This window comes from Stenotrophomonas sp. Steno-Z10-BAI (assembly GCF_056393115.1).
The window spans coordinates 33,387-57,327 of sequence record NZ_JBWJOZ010000007.1; the positions used below are offsets into that span (position 1 = coordinate 33,387).

Here is a 23,941-nt window from a genome sequence, read left to right on the forward strand (position 1 = left end):
CCATGCGCATTCTGCTTCTGTCCGCCCTGATCCTCAGCGTTTCCGCCTGCACCTGGGTGCCGATCGAGTCGTCCGGCAAGACGGTCCGCGTGCTGCCGGCCGGTGCGGTTCCCAGCGGCTGCCAGAGCAAGGGCGAGGTGGTGGTGACCGTGAAGAGCAAGGTCGGCTTCTACAACCGCAACCCGCTGCGCGTGCAGGAAGAGCTGGAAACCCTGGCCCGCAACGAGGCGCCCAGCGCCGGTGCCAATGCCGTGCAGGCCTCTGGCCTGCCCGCCGATGGCAGCCAGCGCTTCCTGGCCTTCCAGTGCCCGCCACGCTGAACCCTTCACCCTGCGCCCGGACCATACGCCCGGGCGTGAATTCGTAAAGGTGCGGTGAAAGCCGTGCCGGCTTACAATAACGCCCCCTTTGCCTGAGCCTTGGCGCTAACTGATGCTCTTCAAGAATGTCTCGATCGCCGGCTTGGCGCACATCGACGCGCCGCACACGCTGACGTCCAAGGAAATCAACGAACGGCTGAAGCCGACGCTGGATCGCCTTGGCATCCGTACCGATGTGCTCGGCGATATCGCGGGCATCCACGCCCGCCGCCTGTGGGATGCCGACATGCTGGCCTCCGACGCCGCCACGCTGGCTGCCCGCAAAGCACTGGAAGACGCCGGGATCGGCGCCGACAAGATCGGCCTGCTGGTCAACACCTCGGTCAGCCGCGACTACCTGGAGCCGTCCACGGCCAGCATCGTCTCGGGCAACCTGGGGGTCGGCGACGAATGCATGACCTTCGACGTCGCCAATGCCTGCCTGGCCTTCATCAACGGCATGGACATCGCCGCCCGCATGCTCGAACGCGGCGAGATCGACTACGCGCTGATCGTCGACGGTGAAACCGCCAACCTGGTGTACGAGAAGACCCTCGAGCGCATGGCCCTGCCGGGCGTGACCGCCGATGACTTCCGCAACGAGATGGCCGCCCTGACCCTGGGCTGCGGTGCCGCGGCGATGGTCATGGCGCGCACCGAGCTGGTGCCCGATGCCCCGCGTTACCGCGGTGGCGTGACCCGCTCGGCCACCGAGTGGAACCAGCTGTGCCGGGGCAACCTGGACCGCATGGTCACCGACACCCGCATGCTGCTGATCGAAGGCATCAAGCTGGCACAGAAGACCTTCGTGGCCGCCCGTGAAGCACTGGGCTGGGCCGTGGAGGAACTGGACCAGTTCGTGATCCACCAGGTCAGCCAGCCGCACACCGCCGCCTTCATCAAGAACTTCGGCATCGACCCGAAGAAGGTGATGACGATCTTCGGCGAGCACGGCAACATCGGCCCGGCCTCGGTGCCGATCGTGCTGAGCAAGCTCAAGCAGCTGGGCAAGCTGAAGAAGGGCGATCGCATCGCGCTGCTCGGCATCGGCTCGGGCCTGAACTGCTCGATGGCCGAAGTGGTCTGGTAAACCAGTCGCCGCAGGCTGCTGCGGCGTTGGAATTGAACATCAAGGGCCGGTTCTGCCGGCCCTTTTCACAGGTGCGTTTGCATGCCCCAGCTGCCCGGTTACCCCGCCCATCCGCACCGCTTCGAGGTGCGCCCCGGCCTGTCGATGAACTATCTCGACGAAGGCCCGCGCGATGGCGAGGTGGTGGTGATGGTCCACGGCAATCCGTCGTGGAGCTATTACTGGCGCACCCTGGTGACCGGCCTCTCGGACAAGTACCGCTGCATCGTGCCGGACCATATCGGCATGGGCCTGTCGGACAAGCCCGATGACGCGCACTACGACTACACCCTGCAGTCGCGCGTGGATGACCTGGAGGCGCTGCTCGCGCACCTGGGCATCACCGGCCCGGTGACCCTGGCCGTGCACGACTGGGGCGGCATGATCGGCTTCGGTTGGGCGTTGTCGCACCACGCGCAGGTCAAGCGCTTGGTGGTGCTCAACACCGCCGCCTTCCCGATGCCGGCCGCGAAGAAGATGCCGTGGCAGATCGCGCTGGGTCGCCACTGGAAGATCGGCGAGTGGCTCATCCGCACCTTCAACGCGTTCTCGTCCGGTGCCTCGTGGCTGGGCGTGGAACGGAAGATGCCGGCCGAGGTGCGCCGCGCTTACGTGTCGCCGTACAACAGCTACGCCAACCGCATCAGCACCATCCGCTTCATGCAGGACATTCCGCTGTCACCGGCCGACAAGGCCTGGTCGCTGCTGGAGCGGTCCGGCCAGACCCTGCCCAGCTACGCCGACCGTCCCGCCTTCATCGGCTGGGGGCTGCGTGATTTCGTGTTCGACCACCACTTCCTGGAGGGTTTCCAGGCCGCACTGCCGCAGGCGGTCGTGCATGCCTTCGAGGATGCCGGACACTATGTGCTGGAAGACAAGCACGAGGTGCTGGTGCCGAAGATCCGCGCGTTTCTGGACGCGCACCCGATCTGATCGGTTTGGTATTGACGTTGGGTCGCATCCGACCCCGTCACCGGTAGAGCCGACCGTTGGTCGGCAGCTTTTGCCCCGGCGCCAGAACCCCCGGCGCCCCCCCAACTACGCCGCGATCGGAGCCTGCGGCGGCGCCGGGGAATTGCCGTTGTCGTCGGGATGATCATCGTCATTGCCCGCCTCGTCCCGCCAGCGCCAGTCGGCCAGGGTCAGCGCCGGCATGCCGTGCGCCACGCGCGCCTTGTCGCACTGGGGGCTGGCCTTGCCGTACTCCCACGAAGCATCCACCTCACGGCACACGCTGGGGCGGTTGGGGTGGATGCTGCAGCGCGAATACACGCCGATCTCCGCATCCAGCGCCACGCAGTACACCGGCTTGGACAGGGTGCCGCGCATGCACAGCCGGTGCGGGTCCAGCACCTGGGTGAGCTCGTGCGGGACGCCACCGGGGGTGACCTCGTCCGATTCCATCCAATGGAAGGCCACACGGTATTGGGTGCAGCAGGCGCCGCAGGTGAGGCAGGGATGGGGCATGGGGCACCGGCCTTGGGCGGCAGCGAAGCAGGAGGGAAGGGCGCGAATTTTCCACGCCACCGGCCGGCGCGCAAGATTTTTCTGCAGCGGCGACAATGAACGGATGAACAGCGCCATCAATATCGCCGCGCGCCTGCCCGAGCTGGCCCGTGAACGCCCCGACCAGATCGCCATCCGCTGCCCCGGCAAGCCCGGGCCCGGCGGCATGGCGCGTTATGACGTCACCCTGGATTACCGCACCCTCAACGCCCGCAGCGACGCGATGGCGGCCGGCCTGGCCGCGCACGGCATCGGCCGCGGCGTGCGCGCGGTGGTGATGGTGCGGCCCTCGCCGGAGTTCTTCCTGCTGATGTTCGCGCTGTTCAAGAACGGCGCGGTCCCGGTGCTGGTCGACCCGGGCATCGACAAGCGCGCGCTGAAGCAATGCCTGGACGAGGCCCAGCCGCAGGCCTTCATCGGCATCGGCCTGGCCCACGTGGCGCGCCTGGTGCTGCGCTGGTGCCGCTCTGCGCGCCTGCTGGTGACCGTCGGCCGCCGCTGGGGCTGGGGTGGCACCACCCTGGCCCGGCTGGAAGCCCAGGGCGCCACGGCGGCGCCTGCGCTGGCCCCGACCGATGGCGAGGATGTCGCGGCGATCCTGTTCACCAGCGGCTCCACCGGCGTGCCCAAAGGCGTGGTCTACCGCCACCGTCATTTCGTCGGCCAGGTCGAGCTGCTGCGCACCGCCTTCGGGATGGAGCCGGGTGGGGTGGATCTGCCGACCTTCCCGCCGTTCGCGCTGTTCGATCCGGCGCTGGGGCTGACCTCGGTGATCCCGGACATGGACCCGACCCGCCCGGCCCAGGCCGATCCGCGCAAGCTGCATGACGCCATCAACCGCTTCGGCGTCACCCAGCTGTTCGGCTCGCCGGCGCTGATGCGGGTCCTGGCCGATCACGGCCAGCCGCTGCCGAGCGTGCGCCGGGTGACCTCGGCCGGGGCGCCGGTGCCGCCGGATGTGGTCGCGCGGATCCGCCGCCTGCTGCCCGATGACGCCCAGTTCTGGACCCCCTACGGCGCCACCGAGTGCCTGCCGGTGGCGGTGATCGAAGGCCGCGAGCTGGAGAACACCCGCCAGGCCACCGAGGCCGGCGCCGGTACCTGTGTCGGCCGCGTGGTCGCGCCAAACGAGGTGCGCATCATCGCCATCGATGACGCGCCGCTGCCGGATTGGTCGCAGGCCCGTGTGCTGGCCACCGGCGAGGTGGGCGAGATCACCGTGGCCGGCCCGACCGCCACCGACAGCTACTTCAACCGCCCGCAGGCCACCGCCGCGGCGAAGATCACCGAAACCCTGGCCGATGGCAGCACCCGGGTCGTGCACCGGATGGGCGATGTCGGCTACTTCGATGCGCAGGGCCGGCTGTGGTTCTGTGGGCGCAAGACCCAGCGCGTGGAAACCGCGCAGGGGCCGCTGTACACCGAGCAGGTCGAGCCGGTGTTCAATGCGCTGGACGGCATCGCCCGCACCGCGCTGGTCGGCGTGGGTGCGCCGGGTCGGCAGCGGCCGGTGCTGTGCTACGAACTGCAGCCCGGCACCATCGATTCGCCCGCCCTGGTCGAGCGCCTGCGTCGTGAAGCGGCCGCACATGCGCACACCGCGCGCATCGAGCAGTTCCTGCCGCACCCGGGCTTCCCGGTCGACATCCGCCACAACGCCAAGATCGGCCGCGAGAAGCTCACGGTATGGGCCACCGCGCAACTGGAGCAGCACGCATGAAGATCCTCGTGACCGGCGGCGGCGGCTTCCTCGGCCAGGCCCTGTGCAAGGGACTGATCGAGCGGGGTCACCAGGTGCTGGCGTTCAACCGCGGCCACTACCCTGCGCTGCAGGCGATGGGCGTGGGCCAGATCCGCGGCGACCTGGCCGATGCGCAGGCGGTGATGCATGCGGTGGCCGGGGTCGATGCGGTCCTCCACAACGGGGCCAAGGCCGGTGCGTGGGGCAGCTATGACAGCTACCACCAGGCCAACGTGGTCGGCACCGACAATGTCATCGCGGCCTGTCGCGCGCACGGCGTGGGCAAGCTGGTCTACACCTCCACGCCCAGCGTGACCCATCGCGCCACGCATCCAGTGGAGGGCCTGGGCGCGGACGAGGTGCCGTATGGCGAGAACTTCCAGGCGCCGTACGCGGCCACCAAGGCCATCGCCGAGCAGCGCGTGCTGGCGGCCAACGATGCGCAGCTGGCCACGGTCGCGTTGCGGCCGCGGCTGATCTGGGGCCCGGGCGACCAGCAACTGGTACCGCGTCTGGCTGAGCGCGCCCGCGCCGGCCGCCTGCGCTTCGTCGGCGATGGGCAGAACAAGGTCGATACCACCTACATCGACAACGCCGCACTGGCCCACTTCCTGGCCCTGGAGCACCTGGCCCCGGGCGCGGCCTGCGCCGGCAAGGCGTACTTCATTTCCAACGGCGAGCCGCTGCCGATGCGCGAGCTGCTCAACAAGCTGCTGGCCGCGGTGGATGCGCCGCCAGTGACAAAGTCGATCAGCTTCAAGGCGGCCTACCGGATCGGCGCGGTCTGCGAGCGGCTGTGGCCGCTGATGCGCCTGCGCGGCGAGCCGCCCATGACCCGCTTCCTGGCCGAGCAGCTGTGCACCCCGCACTGGTACAGCATGGAACCGGCCCGCCGCGACTTCGGTTATGTCCCCTTGGTCAGCATCGAAGAAGGGCTGGCCCGGCTGGCATCTTCATCGAACGCACAGGATTCCATCACTCCCTGAACACCGCAGGTTGGTGAACATGGCCCCACGCCAACTCCGGCACGCATCAACGCGAGGGTCGACATGCTGCATTACGCCGTCATCTTTTTTGTCATCGCCATCATCGCGGCGGTGCTTGGTTTCTCGGGCATTGCCGGCGCCGCCAGCAACGTCGCCTGGATCCTGTTCGTCGTTTTCCTGATCCTGGCGGTGGTTTCGATGTTCCGCAAGCGGACCTAGTGTCCGGCGCGTCCCGCGCTACCTCTCTCCGGCGTGGGACGCGCTGCGGAAATAATGACGGCCTGACATCGGCAACGATGTTCAGGCCGTCGTTGCGATGGCGCTGCGCAGATCGCGCTCACGCGCATGCCGGTCCATCGCCAGTTCCAGCAGCCGCGTGATCAGGGCGGTGTAATCCAGCCCACTGGCTGCCCACAGCTTCGGGTACATGCTGATGCGGGTGAAGCCGGGCAACGTGTTGATCTCGTTGATCACCACCTCGCCGGCCGGCGTCAGGAATACATCCACGCGTGCCAGGCCGGCACACTCCAGTGCCTGGTAGGCCTGCACGGCGATCTGCCGGATACGGGACTGCTCCGCATCGGTGATGGCCGCCGGCACCACGATGTCGGCACCGGTCTCGCTGATGTATTTGGTGTCGTACGAATAGAAATCATCGTGCACGACCACCTCGCCACAGACGCTGGCTTCGGGGTGTTCGTTGCCGAGCACCGCGCACTCGATTTCGCGGCCGTCGATCGCCGCTTCCACCAGCGCCTTGTGATCGAACGACAGCGCCAGCGCGAGGGCGGTATGGAAGTCCGCCTCGTTGCGCACCTTGCTCACACCCACCGAGGAGCCCTGGTTGGCCGGCTTCACGAACAGTGGCGTGCCCAGCGCGGCGACCAGCGCGGCGTAATCGGCCCGCGCCGCAGTGACCCGGTTGAAGCAGGCGAACGGCGCCACCGCCAGCCCGGCATCGCGCAGCAGGCGCTTGGCCACGTCCTTGTCCATCGCCACTGCCGAGCCCAACACGCCTGAGCCCACGAAGGGCAGGTTGGCCATGCGCAGCAGGCCCTGCAGCGAGCCGTCCTCGCCCAGCGTGCCGTGCACGATCGGGAACACCACGTCGATCTGCTCCAGCGCGGTGGCCGGATCGGTGGGCACCAGCTGCTGGCGCTCCAGGCCCGGCCGCACCGCCACCGCATTGCCCGAGCGGTGCAGCGCGATCCGTGCCGGGTCGCCGGCATTGAGCAGGAAGTCGCGCGGGTCGCTCACGTGCCACTGGCCCTGCTTGTCGATGCCGATCAGGCTGACCTCGAAGCGGTCCTTGTCCAGCGCATCGAGGATGTTCTTCGCCGACTGCAGCGAGACCTCGTGCTCGGCCGAACGGCCGCCGAAGATGATGCCTACCCGGGTCTTGCCCATGCCTGTTGCCGCTCCTGTCACTGTGTTGGGGTGCCATAGCATGAACCGAGTCGGCGCCCGGGAACACGCCCGCCGTTCAAGGGCACACGGTAGAATGCGGTGATGGCCCGTTCCCTGCTCTCTTCCCTCAAGCCGCTGGCTGGCAATGCGCTGCAGCTCACGCTCAACCGCGCGCTGGCGCTGGACCCGGACACCCGCAGCGCGCTGGCCGCGCTGGATGGCCGCCACATCGCGCTGACCCTGGAATCGCCTGCGTTGGCGATGCGGATCGGGGTGGACGGGGAGCGCCTCACGGTCGGCCCGGTCGATCCGCAGCAGGTGCCGGACCTGGCCGTGCGCAGCACGCTGGGCGGGGTGCTGGCCCAGCTGCCGTTCCTGGCCAATGCACGCCGTGGCGGTGATGCGCCGGCCGGGCGGGTCAAGGTCTCCGGCGATGCCGAGCTGGCCCGCCGCCTGCAGCAGCTCGCGACCCGTTTCGATCCGGACTGGCAGCAGCCGTTCGTGCGCGTGTTCGGCGAGGTGATGGGCGTGCAGATCGCCAACACCCTGCGCTCGGCACTGCAGCACGCGCGCCGCGGCGCGTCCGACCTGGCGCACAGCGCCGCTGAATTTGTCACCGAGGAGTCGCGCGACGTGGTACCCCGAGCAGAACTGGATGCCTTCCACGACGATGTGGACGTGATGCGCGACGACGTTGAACGCATGGCCGTGCGCGTCCAGCGCCTGCGGCAGGTGGGCGCATGAAGGCGATCTTCCGCGCCAGCCGCATCGGCCGCATCATCCTGCGCTACCGCCTCGACGATCTGCTCCAGGGCACCCCGGCCGAACGCTGGCTGCGCCTGGCCAAGCCGTTCGTGCCACGCGCCTCGGCCGACATCGCCGCACAGTCGCGCGGTGCGCGCCTGCGCCTGGCGCTGCAGGACCTCGGCCCGATCTTCGTCAAGTTCGGCCAGATCCTCTCCACCCGCCGTGACCTGATCCCGGCCGACGTCGCCAACGAACTCACCCTGCTGCAGGACCGGGTCAAACCGTTTGATGGCGCTACCGCGCAGGCCATTGTCGAGCGCGCGCTCGGCCGCCCGGTGAGCGAAGCCTTCGCCAGCTTCGATCTGCAGCCGCTGGCCTCGGCCTCGATCGCACAGGTGCACGCGGCGACGCTCGCCGATGGCCGCCAGGTGGTGGTCAAGGTGCTGCGCCCGGACATCGAAAAGCAGATCGACGCCGACATCGCGCTGCTCAAGTCGGCCGCCGCGCTGATCGAACGCGCGCACCCGCGCGCCGACAAGATCCGCCCGCGCGAAGTGGTCGCCGAAGTCGAAAACACCCTGGCCGCCGAACTGGATCTGCAGCGCGAAGGCGCCAATGCCAGCGTGCTGCGCCGCAACTGGATCGACTCGGACGATCTGTACGTGCCCGAGGTGATCTGGAGCCACACCGCCGAGCGCGCGCTGACCCTGGAGCGGGTGTGGGGCATCCCGTCGGACGACATCGTCGCGCTGGACAAGGCCGGCATCGACCGCAAGGCGCTGGCCGCCAAGGGCGTGCGGGTGTTCTACACCCAGGTGTTCCGCGACAACTTCTTCCACGCCGATGCGCACGCCGGCAACATCTGGGTCGACACCGATCCGGCGCGCCGCGACAACCCGCGCTTCATCGCGCTGGATTTCGGCATCATGGGCCAGCTGTCCGAAGAAGATCAGTACTACCTGGCCGAGAACTTCATGGCCATCTTCAACAAGGACTACCGGCGCATGGCCGCGCTGCATGTGGAAGCCGGCTGGATGCCCAACAACGTGCGCATCGATGAACTCGAAGCGGCCGCGCGTTCGGTGTGCGAACCGTATTTCACCCGCCCGCTGTCGCAGATCTCGCTGGCCGAGGTGCTGATCAAGCTGTTCCGCGTGGCCCAGCGCTACGAGCTCACGCTGCAGCCGCAGCTGATCTTGCTGCAGAAGACACTGCTCAACATCGAAGGTGTCGGCCGTCAGCTCGATCCGGAACTGGATATCTGGGCGGTCGCGCGGCCGGTGCTGGAACGCATCCTGCGCGAACGCTACAGCCCGCGCCGGGTGCTGAAGGAAGTGCGCAAGCGCCTGCCCGAAATCATGACGCATACGCCGGACATGCCGCGCCTGGTCCACGCCTGGCTGCGCCAGCAGGTGGAAGGTGATCATGAACTGTCGATGCGCTCGCGTGATCTGGCGGCGCTGAACGTCAGCGTGCAGAAACTGCAGAAGCGCGCGGTGGCCGCGATTGCCGGCGTCGGCCTGATGATCGTCGCCGCGGTGCTGTATGGCCTGCAGCCGGGTGGCTGGTACTTCGGCGATGGCCCGGTGTGGAGCTGGGTGACCGGCGCGGCGGGGGTGTTCTCGCTGGCCAGTGCCTGGTGGCGCCGATGAGCGTGATCGAGCTGCCGGCAGCGGCCCTGGCCGAGCCGCCGGTGGCGCTTCCGCCCCTGCAGCTGCTGCACCTGGACGACCAGCTCGCCGTGGTCAACAAGCCCGCCGGGCTGATGGTCCACGACAGCAAGCTTGCCCGGGGCGAAGACGACTTCCTCGCCGACCGCCTGCGCGAACAGCTCGGCAAGCCGATCTTCCTCGTCCATCGTCTGGACCGCGCCACCAGCGGCTGCCTGCTGCTCGCCTTTGATCGCGAAAGCGCCAGCGTGCTCGGCAAATCGCTGATGGGCGGCGACGTCACCAAGGATTACCTCGCGATCTGCCGCGGCTGGCCGGCCGATGAGGCCTTCACCGTCGACCACGACCTCGATGGCGGCCCCGGCAAACCGGTCAAGAAGCAGGCGATCACCCACTTCCAGCGTGTCGCCGTGGGCGAGATCGCGATTCCGATGGGCGAGTTCGAGACCTCACGCTACGCCCTGCTGCGCTGCCAGCCGCAGACCGGCCGCTTCCGCCAGATCCGCCGCCACCTCAAGCACCTCTCGCATCACCTGATCGGTGACACCAGCCACGGCGACGGCCGCCACAACCGCAGCTTCCGCATGCAGGGCATCCACCGCATGCTCCTGCACGCCGAGCGCCTGCGCTTCCCGCATCCGGATGGCACGCCGATGGACATCAGCGCGCCGGTGGACGGCGAATTCCGCAAGGCGATGGATCTGTTCGACTGGGAAGTGCGCTGACCTGGGCTGCCCGGCTTACTCATCCATGGAAAACGAACAGCTGCCGTACGCGGACTGACACGTAACCCTCTGTGATCCCGAGCCCGATTACTTCTTCGCCGGTGCGGCCGCAGGCGCCGGCTCGTTCACGATCGCCTCCAGGTCCTTCTGCAGATCCACGAACAGCGGCTGCATCTTGGCCTGGATCGCCACCATCACGTTCTGCATCAGCGCCGGCGTCTTGTCCAACAGGCTCTGCCCCGCCGAGCTCTCATAGAACTCCGCCATCGCCAGCACGTCTTCCTTGCTGAAGGTCTGCTTGTACAGATCCACATACATCGGCCGCAGCTCCTTCCAGGACAGCGCCTGGCGCACCGTCTGGCTGGTCCGTTGCTCGATCCGCTGCAACTGCGCCTGCTGCGTCGCATCCAGCTGACGCTGCTGCGCCACCTGCTGGAACTGCTGGCGCTGCATCGCCTCGATCTGCGGCAGCATCGTATCGAGCATGCTCTGCGCGCGCGAGGCGGCCAGCAGGCGGTTGATGTCGGCATCCGAAGGCGGCGCGGCGATGGCCGGCGCGATCGCGCCCAGGCCCAGCGCCAGGGCGAATGTCATGCGGATCAGGCCACGGCGGGCCATCGGGCGGATCGGGAACATTGCGGAGCATCCTGCGTTGCGGGAAACCGGAGAATACCTGCGATGGCGTCATCAGACCGTAATTGAGGACGTTATCGGCGACATCCACGCACGTTGCAGTCACCCGGCCGGCGGTCCTCCCCTTACAATGCCGCCCATGGGCAACGGGCCAGTCACCATCAGCGCGCACCTGACGATTCCGGATACGGAACTCGTCGAGCGGTTCGTGCGCGCCAGCGGCGCCGGTGGCCAGAACGTCAACAAGGTCTCCACCGCCGTCGAGCTGCGCTTCGACGTGGCTGGCTCGCCTTCGTTGCCCGAGCCGTTGCGCGCGCGCCTGCTGGCCCGCCGCGACCGGCGCATGACCGGCGAAGGCGTGCTGGTCATCGATGCACAGCGTTTCCGTACCCAGGACCGTAACCGCGAGGACGCGCGCGATCGACTGGCCGCCTTCATCCAGGCGGGGCTGAGCGTGCCCAAGGCACGCGTGGCCACCAAGCCGACCTACGGGTCGAAACTGCGTCGTCTGGACGCCAAAAAGGGGCGCGCGCAGATCAAGCGCGGGCGCACCACACGCAATTGGGAGTGATTGCTTGAACAACCGAAGTCCGTTGTTGCCGGTGGTTCCGCCGAACATGCCGCAGGTCAAACCGAACCGCTTCCTCCGCTGGCTGGCCCGCTGCACGCTTCGCCTGGGCGGCTGGAAAGTGACCGGCACCCTGCCCGATGTGCCCAAAGTGGTGTTCATCATCGCCCCGCATTCGTCCAACTGGGACGGCTTCTGGGGCATGGCGGCGAAGATCGCGCTGGGCATGCAGGTCAAGGTGCTGGGCAAGGCCTCGCTGTTCTGGTGGCCACTGGGGCCGCTGCTGCGCAAGCTCGGCGTCATCCCGCTGGACCGCAGCTCACCGCAGGGCACCGTGGAGCAGGCAGTCAGCCTGATCCGTGGCTCGGACCGCCTGTGGTACGCGATCACCCCGGAGGGCACGCGCAAGGCAGTGCAGCACTGGAAGGCCGGCTTCCTCAAGATCGCGCGCATGGCCGATGTGCCGGTGCTGGCCGCGTACTTCCACTACCCGGAAAAGACCATCGGCATCGGCCCGTTGTTCCATCCCACCGGCAACGACGCGGCCGACATGGCCGCGATCCGCGCGTACTACCGCCCCTGGCAGGGCAAGACCCGCGGCACCGTCTGAGCGCCGCCGGGCGGGCCGGACCGGGTAGCCCCCACGGCCCGCACAGCCACGCGCCACGACCGGCACATGCCGCCTGCGGGCTTTGGGAGTAGGGTGATCGGCTGCGGGATTTCACGTCCCGCGCCCTCATCCAAGGAGCCCGTTTCATGTCGCGTACCGTAGTTTTGGCCGCTGCCATCAGCCTGGCGCTGGCGGCCTGTTCCGGCAAGGAGTCCACCCCCGTGACCGATACCCAGCCCGCCCCGACCCAGCAGCCGGCCGATGCGTCTGCCAACCCGCTGTTGAGCGCCAGCACGCTGCCGTTCCAGGCGCCGCCGTTCGACAAGATCAAGGACAGTGACTACCTGCCGGCCTTCAACGAAGGCATGAAGCAGCACCTGGCCGAAGTCCGCAAGATCGCCGACAACCCCGAGCCGGCCACCTTCGACAACACCATCGAAGCGCTGGAGCGCAGCGGCGAGACCCTGACCCGCGTGTCGCGCATCTTCTTCGGCCTGGTCCAGGCCGACACCAACGATGCACGCCAGAAGGTGCAGGAAGAAGTCGCCCCGAAGCTGGCCGAGCACCAGGACGAGATCAACCTCGACCCGAAGCTGTTCGCCCGCATCAAGACCATCTACGACCAGCGCGATGCGCTGGGCCTGGACCCGGTGCAGAAGCGCCTGGTCGAGCGCGATTACCAGGAGTTCGTGCGTGCCGGTGCGCAGTTGAACGATGCCGACAAGGCCTCGCTGCGCAAGCTCAACGTGGAAGAAACCACGCTGGCCACGCAGTTCCACACCCGCCTGGTCGCCGCGACCGCCGCCGGTGCCGTGGTCGTCGATGACAAGGCCAAGCTGGCCGGCCTGGATGAGGATGCGATCAACACCGCCGCCGCCGATGCCAAGGCCCGCAACCTCGATGGCAAGTACCTGCTGCCGCTGCAGAACACCACGCAGCAACCGGTGCTCGGCTCGCTGAGCGACCGCGAGCAACGCGCCGCCGTGCTCAAGGCCTCGGAAACCCGTGCTGAAAAGGGCGACGCCAACGACACCCGCGAGACGATCCAGCGCCTGGCCCAGCTGCGCGCGCAGAAGGCCAAGCTGCTCGGCTTCGAGAACTACGCCGCCTACAGCCTGGCCGACCAGATGGCCAAGACCCCGGCCGCCGCGCTCAAGCTGCTGACCGACACCGTGCCGGCCGCGACCGCCAAGGCGCGTGGCGAGATCAGCGAAATGCAGAAGGTGATCGACGCGCAGAAGGGCGGCTTCAAGCTCGCTGCCTCCGATTGGGACTTCTACGCCGAACAGGTGCGCAAGGCGCAGTACGACCTGGACGAATCGCAGATCAAGCCGTACTTCGAGATGGACAACGTGCTGCAGAACGGCGTCTTCTATGCCGCCACGCAGCTGTACGGCATCACCTTCAAGCCGCGTACCGACATCCCCACCTACCACCCGGACATGAAGGTCTACGAGGTGTTCGACAAGGACGGCACCTCGCTGGCCCTGTTCTACACTGACTACTTCAAGCGTGACAGCAAGTCCGGCGGCGCCTGGATGGACGTGTTCGTCGAACAGGACGGCCTGACCGGTGCCAAGCCGGTGGTCTACAACGTCTGCAACTTCACCAAGCCCGCCGCCGGCCAGCCCGCGCTGCTGAGCTTCGATGATGTGACCACGATGTTCCATGAGTTCGGCCATGCGCTGCACGGCATGTTCTCGAAGGTGAAGTACCCGTCCATCGCCGGTACCAGCACCTCGCGCGATTTCGTCGAGTTCCCCTCGCAGTTCAACGAGCACTGGGCGCTGGACCCGAAGGTCTTCGCCAACTACGCCAAGAACTACAAGACCGGCGAGCCGATGCCGCAGGCGCTGGTCGACAAGATCCTCAAGGCCCGCACCTTCAACCAGGGCTATGCGACCACCGAGTACCTCTCGGCCGCCCTGCTCGACCTGGCCTGGCACACCCAGCCGGCCGACGCCAAGCTGCAGGACGTCGCGCCGTTTGAAGCGGCCGCGCTGAAGAAGTTCAAGGTCGACCTGCCGCAGGTGCCGCCGCGCTACCGCACCAGCTACTTCGATCACATCTGGGGGGGCGGTTATTCGTCCGGTTACTACGCCTACTTCTGGGCCGAAGTGCTCGACCATGACGCCTTCGAGTGGTTCAAGGAGAACGGCGGCCTGACCCCGGAGAACGGCCAGGTCTTCCGCGACAAGATCCTCTCGCGCGGCAACAGCGTGGAGCTGGCCGATCTGTACCGCGAGTTCCGCGGCAAGGATCCGTCGGTGGAACCGCTGCTGGTCAATCGTGGCCTGAAATAATCGCGGCATCCCGGTAGGTACCGACCGTTGGTCGGTACGCTTGCCACCAGTGCGCGATGATATTGAAACGGCAGGGGAAACCCTGCCGTTTTTTTGGGTTGCTGCTCCGCTGGGCCGGGCGCTGGACCCCCATGCCCTTTCCGGCGAATGTCCTCCGGCGTCGGCCTGCGGCCGCCCCTCCCCCTTTATTTCGCCTCCAAGGGCATGGGGGCCCAGCGCCCGCCCCACCAGCCCCGCGCATCACGTCCCCACGTGCACGCCCTCGGCGATCTCACTGCGTCCCAGGTGATCCAGCGCGATCTCCAGCGCGTGCATGTAACTCTGTGCGCAGTACCCACGCGCCACGCCGATGCGCTGGCCCACCTCCGCCGGCAGGCACGCCTCCGGGGCGCGCGCATCGTCGTCATGCACTTCCACATAGGCGTTGTGCAGATGCGGCAGCAGGCGCTGCAGGCGCGCGCTGGCCACACACGCACCCGGATCGAGCAGGGTGACTTCGCCGCGGCTGTGATCGGCCACGCGCAGCGCATCCAGCAGCTCCTGCTCCGAGCCACACGCCCGGATCGCCACCGTGGTGCCTGCATCGATCGCGCGGTGCACCAACGATTTCAGGACCAGCGCCGGCAACGGCTGCGCGGTACGGATCAGCTGCCCGGCCGCTTCCGGCCCCCGGATGATGAAGATCGACATGGCTCAGCCCTCCACGGCCTGCAGGCGATGGGCGGCGATCGCCAACGACAGGCGACACGCATCCTGGCGCCCGCTGCTGCAGACGACCCGCGCGGCCGGGGCATGCTGCGGATGCAGGTGCTCGTCCAGCGCGTCATCGTCGTTGCTGGCCATCTCGATGTAGGGCGCCGGCAGGTCCTCCAGCGCGGTGCGCAGCGCCTGGCCATAACGGGCCCACTGCGGCGCATCGACCGCCGCGGTGGCGATCAGGACCAGCGCCGGACGGCTGCGCTGGGCACGCTGCAGGCAGCGCACCAGGGCCGGCAGGGAGTCGCAGTCGCGGCAGGCCAGGCGGTGCCCGGCGACCCGCGCCGGCAGCGGCGACGCGTCCGGCACGGCGTTCGACGGTGTATGCCGGATCAGCAGGATGGTCATGGAACGTCTCTTCGAAGCGCCCTTCGGCGCGGTGTCGCCACGATGCAGCCGCGCCCCGTAAAACCGCGATGCCGACCACGCCGGCCCGGCGTAAACACTGCGTAGCTTTTTCGGACCCGGCCAGGGAACTTGCCCGCCGCCCGTCCGGTCACAGCCACCCACTTCCTGGAGCGCCCGTATGGACACCCCCGCCGCCGCCTCTGCCCCCACCGACCACCGCCTGCTGCGCTGGCTGAAGAAGGAAGCCCTGCCGCTGCTGGTGATGCTCGGCCTGCTCGCTGCGGCGCGCGACACCTTGGCCAATCACTACCAGGTGCCCAGCGGCTCGATGCAGCAGACGCTGATGCCGGGCGACCGGGTGGTCGTGGACATGCGCGCCTACGGGGTGCGCCTGCCGTTCACCTCGGTGGAGCTGCTGCACACCGGTCAGCCACAGCGCGGTGACGTGGCGGTGTTCGATTCACCGCAGGACGGCACCCGGCTGATCAAGCGCATCGCGGCGGTCGGCGGGGATCGGGTCGAGCTGCACGACGGTCACCTGAGCATCAACGGCCATCCGCTGGCCCAGGCCGGGGTCGGTGAGATCGAAGACTTCGGGCAGCATCTGGCCCAGCTGGATCTTGGCCAGGGGGGTGGACCGGACATCACTGGGCTCACCGTCCCGGCGGGCGAGGTGCTGATGCTCGGCGACCACCGCGGCAACAGCGCCGACGGTCGCTTCTTCGGCCTGGTCCAGGCCAGCGCGCTGTACGGCAAGGCCTCGCACGTCTACTACCGGCGCGGCGAAGGCCTGACCTGGCAGGCGCTGTAATCCCGGCCGCGTTCTGAATCGATATCTGGATCATCTCGATCCAGACCTATCAGGTTATGGATCGACCTGACGACGCTGCCTATCCTGAGCGCTGACTCCTCGCTCCGGCCCGTCCACGCGGGCCTTACCGGCATGAATGGCGATACCGCCGCGGTCCCTGACCGCAGCCCCCTGACCAGCACCGCAGCGGCCGCGGGCGATCAGATCCAGCAGGGCACCCCGGCCTTCCGGCGCACGGCGGCCGCGCTGTTCCTGGCCGGCTTCTCCACCTTCGGGCTGCTGTACACGGTGCAGCCGCTGCTGCCGGAATTCAGTCGCCACTTCGGCGTCTCCGCAGCCAACAGTGCGCTGACCCTGTCGCTGACCACCGGTCTGCTGGCGGTCTCGATGCTGATCGCGGGATTGATCTCCGACCGCGTCGGGCGCCGCAGCGTGATGGTCGCAGCGCTGCTGGCCTCCAGCGTGTTGTCCGTCGCCACCGCGATGGTGGATGACTGGACCACGCTGCTGGTGCTGCGCACGCTGCTCGGCATCGCGCTCAGTGGCGTACCGGCGGTGGGCATGACCTACCTCGCCGAGGAGATGGACAGCCGCGCGCTGGGCTTGGCGATGGGCCTGTACATCGGCGGCAACGCGATCGGCGGCATGAGCGGTCGTCTCATCGCGGGCATCGTCGCCGACCATTGGGGCTGGCGCTGGGGCATTGGCGTGGTCTCGTTGATTGCGCTGCTCAGTACCGTGCTGCTTTGGATCCAGCTGCCGCCGTCACGCCACTTCCAGAGCCGTCGCGGCGGACTGCGCGAACTGCCTTCGCGCTGGCGCAGCCTGTTCGGCGATCCCGGCTTGCCGTGGTTGTTCGCCACCGCGTTCGTGTTGATGGGTGTGTTCGTCACCCTCTACAACTATCTCGGCTTCCACCTGCTGGCGCCGCCGTATGGCCTCAGCCAGACCGTGGTCGGCCTGATCTTCAGCGTGTACCTGGTCGGTACCTTCAGCTCGGCGTGGATGGGGCAGCAGGCCAACCGCCATGGCCGCAGCCGCGTGCTGGCGATCTGCTATGGACTGATCGCGCTGGGCATCGTGCTGCTGGCGATGCCGTGGCTGGGCTGCATGGCCGCAGGTATCGCCTTGGTGACGTTCGGCTTCTTTGGCGGCCACTCGGTGGCCAGCAGCTGGGTCGGCAGCCGCGCCGGTGCGATGCGCGCCGAAGCGTCCGCCCTGTATCTGTTCGCCTACTACCTGGGCTCCAGCGTGGCCGGGGTGCTTGGCGGCGTGTTCTACACCCATTGGGACTGGCTGGGCGTGTGCGGTTTCGTGGGGGTACTGACCGTGGCCGGTGGCGTGATCGCCTGGCGTCTGGGCCAGCGCGTGCAACCGGCCACCACCGCGCTCGCGCTCAGCCGCTGACCCCCTGCAGCAGCCGGGTGAAGTGCCCGATCAACGGCGACGCCGCACCACGCCGGCAGGCCACGTGCACTTCCGAACTGGCGGCACGATCGCTGAGTGCGACGAAGCGCGCCCCGTCCACCTGGATATGGCTGCACGAGGCGGGTAGCACCGTTACCCCCAACCCTGAGGCCGCCAGGCTGATCAACGTCGAGGCTTCCCCGGCTTCCTGCACGATGCGCGGCGTGAAGCCGGCGCCCCGGCACAACGCGATGAAGTGATCGTGGATGCCCGCACCGACCTCGCGCAGGAACCCGACGAACGGCTCATGCGCGAACAGCCGCAGCGCCACCGCCGCATCGGCGGGCAGCTCACGCACCAGCGGATGCTGGCCGTGCACCACCAGCGCCAGCGGATCACTGAACAGTTTGCGTGACATCAGCGGCGCGGGCAGGGCACGTTTGCGGATCAACCCGACATCCAGTTCGCCGGCCATCAGCGCATCTATCTGCTGCAGGGTGTTCATCTCGCGCAGCTTCAACTGCACCTGCGGGAACTGCTGGCGGTAAGCGAAGATCGCGCGCGGAATCTGCGTGGACAGTGGCGTGGCCCGGGTCAGCCCGATGCGCAGCTCGCCGGTTTCCCCGCGCTGCGCGCGCTGGGTCAGATCGATCGCGGTCTCCACCCGGGCCAGCACCTCGCGCGCCTGTTCCTGCAGCACGCGCCCGGCATCGGTGAGTTCCACGCGACGGTTCGCGCGCAGGAACAACCGCGCGCCGAGCAGCGTTTCCAGCTGACGGATCTGCTGGCTGAGCGGCGGCTGCGACATCCCCAGCCGCTCGGCCGCGCGGCCGAAGTGCAGCGTCTCGGCGACGGCCAGGAAGTAGCGCAGGTGGCGGAGTTCGATGGACATGGGCGTGTGTCAGCGCTCGGAATGACCACTTTCATCATAGCTGCGCGGACTGAACAGATCCGGCTGGATCAGCTCGATGAACGCCCGCGCCTGCGGTGAAAGAAACCGCCCGCGCCGCACGATCACCCCATAACTGCGCTCCGGGAACCACGCACTCATCGAGCGCGTCACCAGCTTCTCGCGGTCGGCATCGTGGAGGCAGAGCGCCGGCACAATGGAGATGCCCATGCCCATCGCCACGTACTGCTTGATCACTTCCCAGCCGCCCACTTCCAGCGCCACGCTGTAGGGCAGTCGATGCCGTTGGAAGACCTGGTCCACCAGCCGGTAGGTGATCTGGCGTTTGGGCGGCAGCACCAGCGGGTACTGCGAGATCGCCTCCAGGCTCAGTTCGCCATGCGCCAGCGGATGATCGGGCGGGGCGATCAGCACCTGCTCGAAGCGGTAGGCCGGGGCGTAGCTGAGGTCGGCCGGCACGTCGGTCATCGAGCCCACCGCCAGGTCCGCCGCATCGCTGCGCAGCAGGTCGGTACCGTCGGCGCTGATCGCGTTGTGCAGGGTCAGGCGGACATCCGGGTGGCGCTGGCGGAAGCGCTCCACGATGCGCGGCAGCAGGTACAGGATGGTCGAGCTGTTGGCCGCGATGTTGAGCTCGCCGGCATCCAGCCCCTTCACCTTGTCACGGAAGCTGGCCTCCAGCCCGTCCAGGTTCTCCACCAGCGGCAGCGCCATCTCGTACAGCAGCTGACCTTCGCGGCTGGGCACCAGGCGGCGGCCGCTGCGCTCGAACAGGTTGACCCCGAGTTCGCGCTCCAGGGCCTGCAACTGCTGGCTGATGGCCGGTTGACTGACGAACAGCGCCTCAGCCGCCCGTGAGACTGAGCCGAGGCGGACGGTCTGGCAGAACGCCCGGAGCGGCTTGAGCCGATCGGATTTGTAGGAAAACCGGGGACTTGGCGTGCGGGGCCTGGTCATGACGTGATGAGTATAAGCACACCTTATGTAAGCCATTGCAATAACTGCTTTGTCAAATATCGGCGCGGCGGCGCACGGTGGAGATCAACCGCACCGCAGGAGTCCGCCATGTCCGCCGTCGCTTATGCCACCGCCCAGCCCACCCCCGCCGATGCACCGGCCACCCCCGGCATTGCCCTCACCACCCAGCTGGCCGGCCAGTCCGCGCTGCTGCCGGCGGGGGTACTGGCGCTGTTGGTGTCGCTGCACCGGGCGGTGGAGCCGGAGCGTCAGCGCCGGCTGCAGGCACGGGTCGCGCGCCAGGCCTTCTTCGATGGCGGCGGCCTGCCGGACTTCCGTGCCGATACCGCGGAGATCCGCGCCGGCGACTGGCACGTCGCCCCGCTGCCGGAGGCGCTGCAGGACCGCCGGGTGGAGATCACCGGCCCGACCGACCCGAAGATGGTCATCAACGCGCTGAACTCCGGCGCCAAGGTGTTCATGGCCGACTTCGAGGATTCCACCGCCCCGGCCTGGCGCAACCTGCTGGCCGGCCAGCAGGCACTGATCGGCGCGGTGCGTGGCGATCTGACCCACACCGGGCCGTCCGTCGATGGGAAGCCGGGCAAGCAGTACACGCTGCGACCGTTCAACGAGCAGGCCGTGCTGATCGTGCGCCCGCGGGGCTGGCACCTGGATGAAAAGCACGTGCGCATCGATGGCCAGCCGATCGCCGGTGGCCTGTTCGATGCGGCGGTCTTCGCCTTCCACAATGCCCGCACGCTGATGTGCAGGCAGCGTGGCCCGTACTTCTACCTGCCCAAGCTGCAGAGCATGGAAGAGGCGGCGCTGTGGGAGACCGCGCTGTCGCACATCGAGGGCATGCTCGGCCTGCCGCATGGGCAGATCAAGGTCACCGTGCTGATCGAAACGCTGCCGGCGGTGTTCGAGATGGACGAGATCCTGCATGCGCTGCGCGATCGCATCGTCGGCCTGAACTGTGGCCGCTGGGATTACATTTTTTCCTACATCAAGACCTTCCGCCGCCACCCCGACAAGGTGCTGCCCGAGCGCGGCCAGGTGACGATGACCCAGCCGTTCCTGAAGGCCTATTCGGAGCTGCTGATCCGCACCTGCCACCGCCGCGGCGCACATGCGATGGGCGGCATGGCCGCGCAGATTCCGATCAACCACGACGCGGCCGCCAACGAGCAGGCGATGGCGCGGGTGCGGGCGGACAAGCTGCGCGAAGTCACCGCCGGCCATGACGGCACCTGGGTCGCCCACCCCGCGCTGATCCCGGTCGCGCAGGCGATCTTCGACGAACACATGCCCGGGCCGAACCAGCACCGCGTGCTGCGCAACGATGTGCAGGTGGCCCGCGATGACCTGATCGCCGCGCCCACCGGCACCATCACCCGCGCCGGTTTCGAGGGCAACGTGGAGGTCTGCGTGCGCTACCTGGCCGCCTGGCTGGACGGCAACGGCTGCGTGCCGATCCACCACCTGATGGAGGACGCGGCCACCGCCGAGATCAGCCGCAGCCAGCTGTGGCAGTGGCTGCATACCCCCGGCCAGCACCTGGACGACGGCACCGCCATCGACCTGGCCCTGCTCGACGCCACCCTGGCCCAGCTGCCTGCGCGGCTGGGTGACACCACCGCGCTGCCGGGCAGCGCCCGCATCCCCGAGTCCATCGCGCTGCTGGCCGCGCTCAGCCGCCGCGAGGAGCTCACCGACTTCCTGACCCTGCCCGCCTACGACCGTCTCGACTGACCGCCATCCACCTGCTGTTACCGCATCCGTTCCCTTTGGAGATTCGACATGAGCACCCTGCAGACCGCCGAACAGATCCAGCACGCTTGGAACACCGACCCGCGCTGGGCCGGGATCACCCGCAACTACACCGCCGCCGATGTGGTGCGCCTGCGTGGCACCGTGCACGTGGAGCACTCGCTGGCGCGGCTGGGCGCGGAGAAGCTGTGGACATACCTGCAGGAAAAGGACTTCGTCAACGCGCTCGGCGCGCTGACCGGCAACCAGGCCATGCAGCAGGTCAAGGCCGGCCTGAACGCGATCTACCTGTCTGGCTGGCAGGTCGCCGCCGATGCCAACCTGGCCGGCCAGATGTACCCGGACCAGTCGCTGTACCCGGCCGACTCGGTGCCGGCGGTGGTCAAGCGCATCAACAACACCCTGCTGCGCGCCGATCAGCTGCACCATGCCGAAGGCAAGGATGACATCGACTTCCTGCAGCCGATCGTGGCCGATGCCGAAGCCGGTTTCGGCGGCGTGCTCAACGCCTTCGAACTGATGAAGGCGATGATCGAGGCCGGCGCGGCGGGCGTGCACTTCGAGGATCAGCTGGCCTCGGTGAAGAAGTGCGGGCACATGGGCGGCAAGGTGCTGGTGCCGACCCGCGAGGCGATCGAAAAGCTCAACGCCGCCCGCCTGGCCGCCGACGTGATGGGCGTGCCGACCCTGCTGGTGGCGCGTACCGATGCCGAGGCCGCCGACCTGCTGACCAGCGATGTGGATGGCAACGACCAGCCGTTCACCACCGGCGAGCGCACCGTGGAAGGCTTCTACAAGACCCGCAACGGCCTGGAGCAGGCGATCAGCCGCGGCCTGGCCTATGCGCCCTACGCCGACCTGATCTGGTGCGAGACCGGCAAGCCGGACCTGGAGTTCGCGCGCAAGTTCGCCGAAGCGATCCACGCCAAATTCCCGGGCAAGCTGCTGGCCTACAACTGCTCGCCCAGCTTCAACTGGAAGAAGAACCTGGACGACGCCACCATCGCGACCTTCCAGAAGGAGATCGCCAAATACGGCTACAAGTTCCAGTTCATCACCCTGGCCGGCTTCCACGCCCTGAACTACTCGATGTTCAACCTGGCCCACGGCTATGCCCGCCGCCAGATGAGCGCCTTCGTGGAGCTGCAGGAGGCCGAGTTCGCCGCGGCCGACCGGGGCTTCACCGCGGTCAAGCACCAGCGTGAGGTCGGCACCGGCTACTTCGACGCGGTGACCCAGGCGATCCAGCAGGGCCAGTCCTCGACCACCGCCCTGACCGGGTCCACCGAGGAAGAGCAGTTCAACGCCGAACGCGCGGCCTGACCCGGCAAGGGCGGCCAGGGAAGGCCATCAGGGCGGCCGGTCGGGGGACCTGCCGCCCTGTGTCGTCTCCGGACCCGGCTCTTCACATCGTCACACGCGGTAGAACGCGCGTGTTTTCACGATCTTGGGGGGTAAAAGTCGGAAATGGGATAGGGCGCACAGTTTTGAGGAGTGCTATCCTCCTTCGCTCACCAGGGGGACGCTGGAAAGCGGGTGTTCGGAAATGACCGGCAAGGGTGCGGCGGCGATCATGTGCGAACAGGAACCAGACATCGACCGCAAGGCGATGGCTGAGATCGTGCACGCCATCCTGAGCAACGGCGAGTCCGCATTGTTCTCCGAATTCGGCCGGCAACGCAAGCTGCCCTCAGGCACCCATCTGTTCCATCGCGGCCACGCCGGCAGCACGATGTACGTGATCGTCAGCGGCTGCATCGAACTGGACTTCGGCGAAGACCTCGTCGTGAAGTCGCTCGGTCCCAATGAATTCTTCGGCGAGCTGGGCCTGCTGATCGGCGACCACCAGCGCACGGCCGGCGCGCGTGCGGTCGAGGACAGTATCGTGCTGGAACTGGACCACGACGATTTCCAGCGTCTGGTCGACCGCGACCCTGGTCTGCTGGCCTACTTCCTGCGCCGCACGATCATGCGGGTGGTGAGCAACGAGCAGGTGTTGATCCGCCAGCTGCGCCGCCGCAACCACGATCTCGAAACCGCGCTGGACAACCTCTACGTCACCACTCACCAGCTCACCCACACCCGCGAGCTGGTGCGCACCGACGAGCTGACCGGCCTGCACAACCGGCGTGGCCTCGCGCTCTACCTGCAGGACTGCCGTGCGCAGGAGAACAGCGCGCCGCAGGGCCTGCTGCTGATCGACTGCGACCAGTTCAAGCAGGTCAACGATGTGCACGGCCACCAGGCCGGCGACCGCGTGCTGCAGAGCGTGGCCAACATCCTGCGCTCGGTGGCCACCGAGCCGGACGTGGCCTGCCGGCTGGGCGGCGACGAATTCTGCCTGCTGCTGCGCAGCGCCGACCAGGACAGCCTGCAGCACGCCGCCGAGTTCATTCTCAGCGCGGTGCATGGCCTGATCGGCCGTGCGCATGGCGTGCCGCATGTGTGCCCGGTCAGCATCGGGGTCTGTCTGATCGACCCGCAGACCGACTGGAGCGAGTGGTACGCCCGCGCCGACAATGCGCTGTACCAGGCCAAACGGCTGGGCGGCAACCGATTGCACTGGTCGCGATCAGCGACCGCCACACCCTGATC

Annotated in this window: 24 protein-coding genes; 17 read left to right on the plus strand and 7 right to left on the minus strand. The window is 67.8% G+C overall.

Features of this window, described 5'->3' with window-relative positions:
- The first annotated feature begins 2 nt into the window (after positions 1-2).
- The 3 genes from AC06E9_RS15935 to AC06E9_RS15945 all read left to right on the plus strand — a co-directional run bounded on the left by AC06E9_RS15935 (position 3) and on the right by AC06E9_RS15945 (position 2,421).
- Positions 3-320: a DUF4156 domain-containing protein gene (locus AC06E9_RS15935; RefSeq protein ID WP_046272272.1), complete on the plus strand. Its 318-nt coding sequence runs from the start codon at positions 3-5 to the stop codon at positions 318-320.
- 112 nt (positions 321-432) lie between these two features.
- Positions 433-1,449 (plus strand): 3-oxoacyl-ACP synthase III, encoded by a 1,017-nt coding sequence (locus AC06E9_RS15940; protein ID WP_019184878.1) that lies wholly within the window; start codon positions 433-435, stop codon positions 1,447-1,449.
- Positions 1,450-1,530: 81 nt separating this feature from the next.
- Positions 1,531-2,421 (plus strand): alpha/beta fold hydrolase, encoded by an 891-nt coding sequence (locus AC06E9_RS15945; protein WP_282261652.1) that lies wholly within the window; start codon positions 1,531-1,533, stop codon positions 2,419-2,421.
- Between the two features lie 105 nt (positions 2,422-2,526).
- On the opposite strand, the gene AC06E9_RS15950 is transcribed toward AC06E9_RS15945, so the two are convergent.
- Positions 2,527-2,955: a YkgJ family cysteine cluster protein gene (locus AC06E9_RS15950; RefSeq protein ID WP_121044414.1), complete on the minus strand. Its 429-nt coding sequence runs from the start codon at positions 2,953-2,955 to the stop codon at positions 2,527-2,529.
- Positions 2,956-3,058: 103 nt separating this feature from the next.
- Between AC06E9_RS15950 and oleC the strand changes: the two genes are divergently transcribed.
- The 3 genes from oleC to AC06E9_RS15965 all read left to right on the plus strand — a co-directional run bounded on the left by oleC (position 3,059) and on the right by AC06E9_RS15965 (position 5,940).
- On the plus strand, positions 3,059-4,714 hold the full coding sequence (oleC, locus tag AC06E9_RS15955) for an olefin beta-lactone synthetase (protein WP_478056400.1): 1,656 nt from the start codon (positions 3,059-3,061) through the stop codon (positions 4,712-4,714).
- A complete protein-coding gene (gene oleD / locus AC06E9_RS15960; RefSeq protein ID WP_152154123.1) occupies positions 4,711-5,721 on the plus strand; it encodes a 2-alkyl-3-oxoalkanoate reductase in 1,011 nt (336 codons plus the stop codon). The genes oleC and oleD overlap by 4 nt, the downstream gene beginning before the upstream one ends.
- A gap of 63 nt (positions 5,722-5,784) precedes the next feature.
- A complete protein-coding gene (locus AC06E9_RS15965) occupies positions 5,785-5,940 on the plus strand; it encodes a DUF1328 domain-containing protein (RefSeq protein WP_019184873.1) in 156 nt (51 codons plus the stop codon).
- Positions 5,941-6,021: 81 nt separating this feature from the next.
- On the opposite strand, the gene ddlA is transcribed toward AC06E9_RS15965, so the two are convergent.
- Positions 6,022-7,128 (minus strand): D-alanine--D-alanine ligase, encoded by a 1,107-nt coding sequence (gene ddlA / locus AC06E9_RS15970; protein ID WP_121044405.1) that lies wholly within the window; start codon positions 7,126-7,128, stop codon positions 6,022-6,024.
- A 102-nt stretch (positions 7,129-7,230) separates the two neighbouring features.
- Here ddlA and AC06E9_RS15975 point away from each other — a divergent pair, with 102 nt between their 5' ends.
- The 3 genes from AC06E9_RS15975 to AC06E9_RS15985 are packed head-to-tail and all read left to right on the plus strand — an operon-like array spanning position 7,231 to position 10,270.
- Entirely contained in the window at positions 7,231-7,872 is a 642-nt protein-coding gene (locus AC06E9_RS15975) for a ubiquinone biosynthesis accessory factor UbiJ (RefSeq protein WP_121044402.1), read from the plus strand.
- Positions 7,869-9,527, plus strand: coding sequence for a ubiquinone biosynthesis regulatory protein kinase UbiB (gene ubiB, locus AC06E9_RS15980; RefSeq protein ID WP_478056401.1), 1,659 nt, complete (start codon positions 7,869-7,871; stop codon positions 9,525-9,527). The genes AC06E9_RS15975 and ubiB overlap by 4 nt, the downstream gene beginning before the upstream one ends.
- Positions 9,524-10,270 (plus strand): pseudouridine synthase, encoded by a 747-nt coding sequence (locus AC06E9_RS15985; protein ID WP_121044535.1) that lies wholly within the window; start codon positions 9,524-9,526, stop codon positions 10,268-10,270. Before ubiB ends, AC06E9_RS15985 begins: the two co-directional genes overlap by 4 nt.
- Before the next feature lie 87 nt (positions 10,271-10,357).
- On the opposite strand, the gene AC06E9_RS15990 is transcribed toward AC06E9_RS15985, so the two are convergent.
- The gene (locus AC06E9_RS15990) at positions 10,358-10,864 is read right to left on the minus strand and encodes a DUF2059 domain-containing protein (RefSeq protein WP_226956706.1); all 507 of its coding nucleotides are present in this window, start codon (positions 10,862-10,864) and stop codon (positions 10,358-10,360) included.
- 178 nt (positions 10,865-11,042) lie between these two features.
- Here AC06E9_RS15990 and arfB point away from each other — a divergent pair, with 178 nt between their 5' ends.
- The 3 genes from arfB to dcp all read left to right on the plus strand — a co-directional run bounded on the left by arfB (position 11,043) and on the right by dcp (position 14,384).
- On the plus strand, positions 11,043-11,474 hold the full coding sequence (arfB, locus tag AC06E9_RS15995; protein ID WP_121044396.1) for an alternative ribosome rescue aminoacyl-tRNA hydrolase ArfB: 432 nt from the start codon (positions 11,043-11,045) through the stop codon (positions 11,472-11,474).
- A 46-nt stretch (positions 11,475-11,520) separates the two neighbouring features.
- On the plus strand, positions 11,521-12,081 hold the full coding sequence (locus tag AC06E9_RS16000) for a lysophospholipid acyltransferase family protein (RefSeq protein ID WP_226956705.1): 561 nt from the start codon (positions 11,521-11,523) through the stop codon (positions 12,079-12,081).
- A gap of 146 nt (positions 12,082-12,227) precedes the next feature.
- Positions 12,228-14,384 (plus strand): peptidyl-dipeptidase Dcp, encoded by a 2,157-nt coding sequence (dcp, locus tag AC06E9_RS16005; protein ID WP_046272277.1) that lies wholly within the window; start codon positions 12,228-12,230, stop codon positions 14,382-14,384.
- 240 nt (positions 14,385-14,624) lie between these two features.
- Here the strand turns inward: dcp and AC06E9_RS16010 are convergent, their stop codons facing one another.
- Positions 14,625-15,074 carry a 3-dehydroquinate dehydratase gene (locus tag AC06E9_RS16010; protein ID WP_121044388.1) on the minus strand — a complete coding sequence of 150 codons (450 nt, stop codon included), beginning with the start codon at positions 15,072-15,074 and terminating at the stop codon, positions 14,625-14,627.
- Positions 15,075-15,077: 3 nt separating this feature from the next.
- On the minus strand, positions 15,078-15,488 hold the full coding sequence (locus AC06E9_RS16015; RefSeq protein WP_046272279.1) for a hypothetical protein: 411 nt from the start codon (positions 15,486-15,488) through the stop codon (positions 15,078-15,080).
- A 178-nt stretch (positions 15,489-15,666) separates the two neighbouring features.
- Between AC06E9_RS16015 and lepB the strand changes: the two genes are divergently transcribed.
- The gene (gene lepB / locus AC06E9_RS16020; protein ID WP_478056402.1) at positions 15,667-16,299 is read left to right on the plus strand and encodes a signal peptidase I; all 633 of its coding nucleotides are present in this window, start codon (positions 15,667-15,669) and stop codon (positions 16,297-16,299) included.
- Positions 16,300-16,431: 132 nt separating this feature from the next.
- Positions 16,432-17,706, plus strand: coding sequence for an MFS transporter (locus tag AC06E9_RS16025; protein WP_461770836.1), 1,275 nt, complete (start codon positions 16,432-16,434; stop codon positions 17,704-17,706).
- Here the strand turns inward: AC06E9_RS16025 and AC06E9_RS16030 are convergent.
- Together AC06E9_RS16030 and AC06E9_RS16035 are read right to left on the minus strand one after the other, a co-directional pair.
- Positions 17,696-18,598: a LysR substrate-binding domain-containing protein gene (locus AC06E9_RS16030; protein ID WP_282262783.1), complete on the minus strand. Its 903-nt coding sequence runs from the start codon at positions 18,596-18,598 to the stop codon at positions 17,696-17,698. The two genes, AC06E9_RS16025 and AC06E9_RS16030, sit on opposite strands and share 11 nt — an antisense overlap.
- A gap of 9 nt (positions 18,599-18,607) precedes the next feature.
- Complete coding sequence (locus AC06E9_RS16035; RefSeq protein ID WP_478056403.1) at positions 18,608-19,573, minus strand: LysR family transcriptional regulator; 966 nt, start codon at positions 19,571-19,573, stop codon at positions 18,608-18,610.
- A gap of 108 nt (positions 19,574-19,681) precedes the next feature.
- Between AC06E9_RS16035 and aceB the strand changes: the two genes are divergently transcribed.
- The 3 genes from aceB (at position 19,682) to AC06E9_RS16050 (ending at position 23,939) form a co-directional block, all read left to right on the plus strand.
- Positions 19,682-21,328: a malate synthase A gene (gene aceB / locus AC06E9_RS16040; protein ID WP_282262788.1), complete on the plus strand. Its 1,647-nt coding sequence runs from the start codon at positions 19,682-19,684 to the stop codon at positions 21,326-21,328.
- A gap of 48 nt (positions 21,329-21,376) precedes the next feature.
- Positions 21,377-22,669, plus strand: a complete 1,293-nt coding sequence (gene aceA, locus AC06E9_RS16045; RefSeq protein WP_121044367.1) for an isocitrate lyase — start codon at positions 21,377-21,379, stop codon at positions 22,667-22,669.
- A gap of 223 nt (positions 22,670-22,892) precedes the next feature.
- Complete coding sequence (locus tag AC06E9_RS16050; RefSeq protein ID WP_121044364.1) at positions 22,893-23,939, plus strand: GGDEF domain-containing protein; 1,047 nt, start codon at positions 22,893-22,895, stop codon at positions 23,937-23,939.
- Positions 23,940-23,941: the final 2 nt, after the last annotated feature.

Coding starts and splice junctions, on each gene's coding strand:
- AC06E9_RS15935 (WP_046272272.1), top strand. CDS start 3: ATGCGCATTCTGCTTCTGTCCGCCCTGATCCTCAGCGTTTCCGCCTGC.
- AC06E9_RS16025 (WP_461770836.1), top strand. CDS start 16,432: ATGAATGGCGATACCGCCGCGGTCCCTGACCGCAGCCCCCTGACCAGC.
- AC06E9_RS15940 (WP_019184878.1), top strand. CDS start 433: ATGCTCTTCAAGAATGTCTCGATCGCCGGCTTGGCGCACATCGACGCG.
- AC06E9_RS16000 (WP_226956705.1), top strand. CDS start 11,521: ATGCCGCAGGTCAAACCGAACCGCTTCCTCCGCTGGCTGGCCCGCTGC.
- AC06E9_RS15975 (WP_121044402.1), top strand. CDS start 7,231: ATGGCCCGTTCCCTGCTCTCTTCCCTCAAGCCGCTGGCTGGCAATGCG.
- arfB (WP_121044396.1), top strand. CDS start 11,043: ATGGGCAACGGGCCAGTCACCATCAGCGCGCACCTGACGATTCCGGAT.
- AC06E9_RS16030 (WP_282262783.1), bottom strand. CDS start 18,598: ATGTCCATCGAACTCCGCCACCTGCGCTACTTCCTGGCCGTCGCCGAG.
- AC06E9_RS15950 (WP_121044414.1), bottom strand. CDS start 2,955: ATGCCCCATCCCTGCCTCACCTGCGGCGCCTGCTGCACCCAATACCGT.
- AC06E9_RS15945 (WP_282261652.1), top strand. CDS start 1,531: ATGCCCCAGCTGCCCGGTTACCCCGCCCATCCGCACCGCTTCGAGGTG.
- oleD (WP_152154123.1), top strand. CDS start 4,711: ATGAAGATCCTCGTGACCGGCGGCGGCGGCTTCCTCGGCCAGGCCCTG.
- AC06E9_RS16015 (WP_046272279.1), bottom strand. CDS start 15,488: ATGACCATCCTGCTGATCCGGCATACACCGTCGAACGCCGTGCCGGAC.
- ubiB (WP_478056401.1), top strand. CDS start 7,869: ATGAAGGCGATCTTCCGCGCCAGCCGCATCGGCCGCATCATCCTGCGC.
- AC06E9_RS15965 (WP_019184873.1), top strand. CDS start 5,785: ATGCTGCATTACGCCGTCATCTTTTTTGTCATCGCCATCATCGCGGCG.
- lepB (WP_478056402.1), top strand. CDS start 15,667: ATGGACACCCCCGCCGCCGCCTCTGCCCCCACCGACCACCGCCTGCTG.
- AC06E9_RS16050 (WP_121044364.1), top strand. CDS start 22,893: ATGACCGGCAAGGGTGCGGCGGCGATCATGTGCGAACAGGAACCAGAC.
- dcp (WP_046272277.1), top strand. CDS start 12,228: ATGTCGCGTACCGTAGTTTTGGCCGCTGCCATCAGCCTGGCGCTGGCG.
- AC06E9_RS16010 (WP_121044388.1), bottom strand. CDS start 15,074: ATGTCGATCTTCATCATCCGGGGGCCGGAAGCGGCCGGGCAGCTGATC.
- aceA (WP_121044367.1), top strand. CDS start 21,377: ATGAGCACCCTGCAGACCGCCGAACAGATCCAGCACGCTTGGAACACC.
- oleC (WP_478056400.1), top strand. CDS start 3,059: ATGAACAGCGCCATCAATATCGCCGCGCGCCTGCCCGAGCTGGCCCGT.
- ddlA (WP_121044405.1), bottom strand. CDS start 7,128: ATGGGCAAGACCCGGGTAGGCATCATCTTCGGCGGCCGTTCGGCCGAG.
- AC06E9_RS15990 (WP_226956706.1), bottom strand. CDS start 10,864: ATGACATTCGCCCTGGCGCTGGGCCTGGGCGCGATCGCGCCGGCCATC.
- aceB (WP_282262788.1), top strand. CDS start 19,682: ATGTCCGCCGTCGCTTATGCCACCGCCCAGCCCACCCCCGCCGATGCA.
- AC06E9_RS16035 (WP_478056403.1), bottom strand. CDS start 19,573: ATGACCAGGCCCCGCACGCCAAGTCCCCGGTTTTCCTACAAATCCGAT.
- AC06E9_RS15985 (WP_121044535.1), top strand. CDS start 9,524: ATGAGCGTGATCGAGCTGCCGGCAGCGGCCCTGGCCGAGCCGCCGGTG.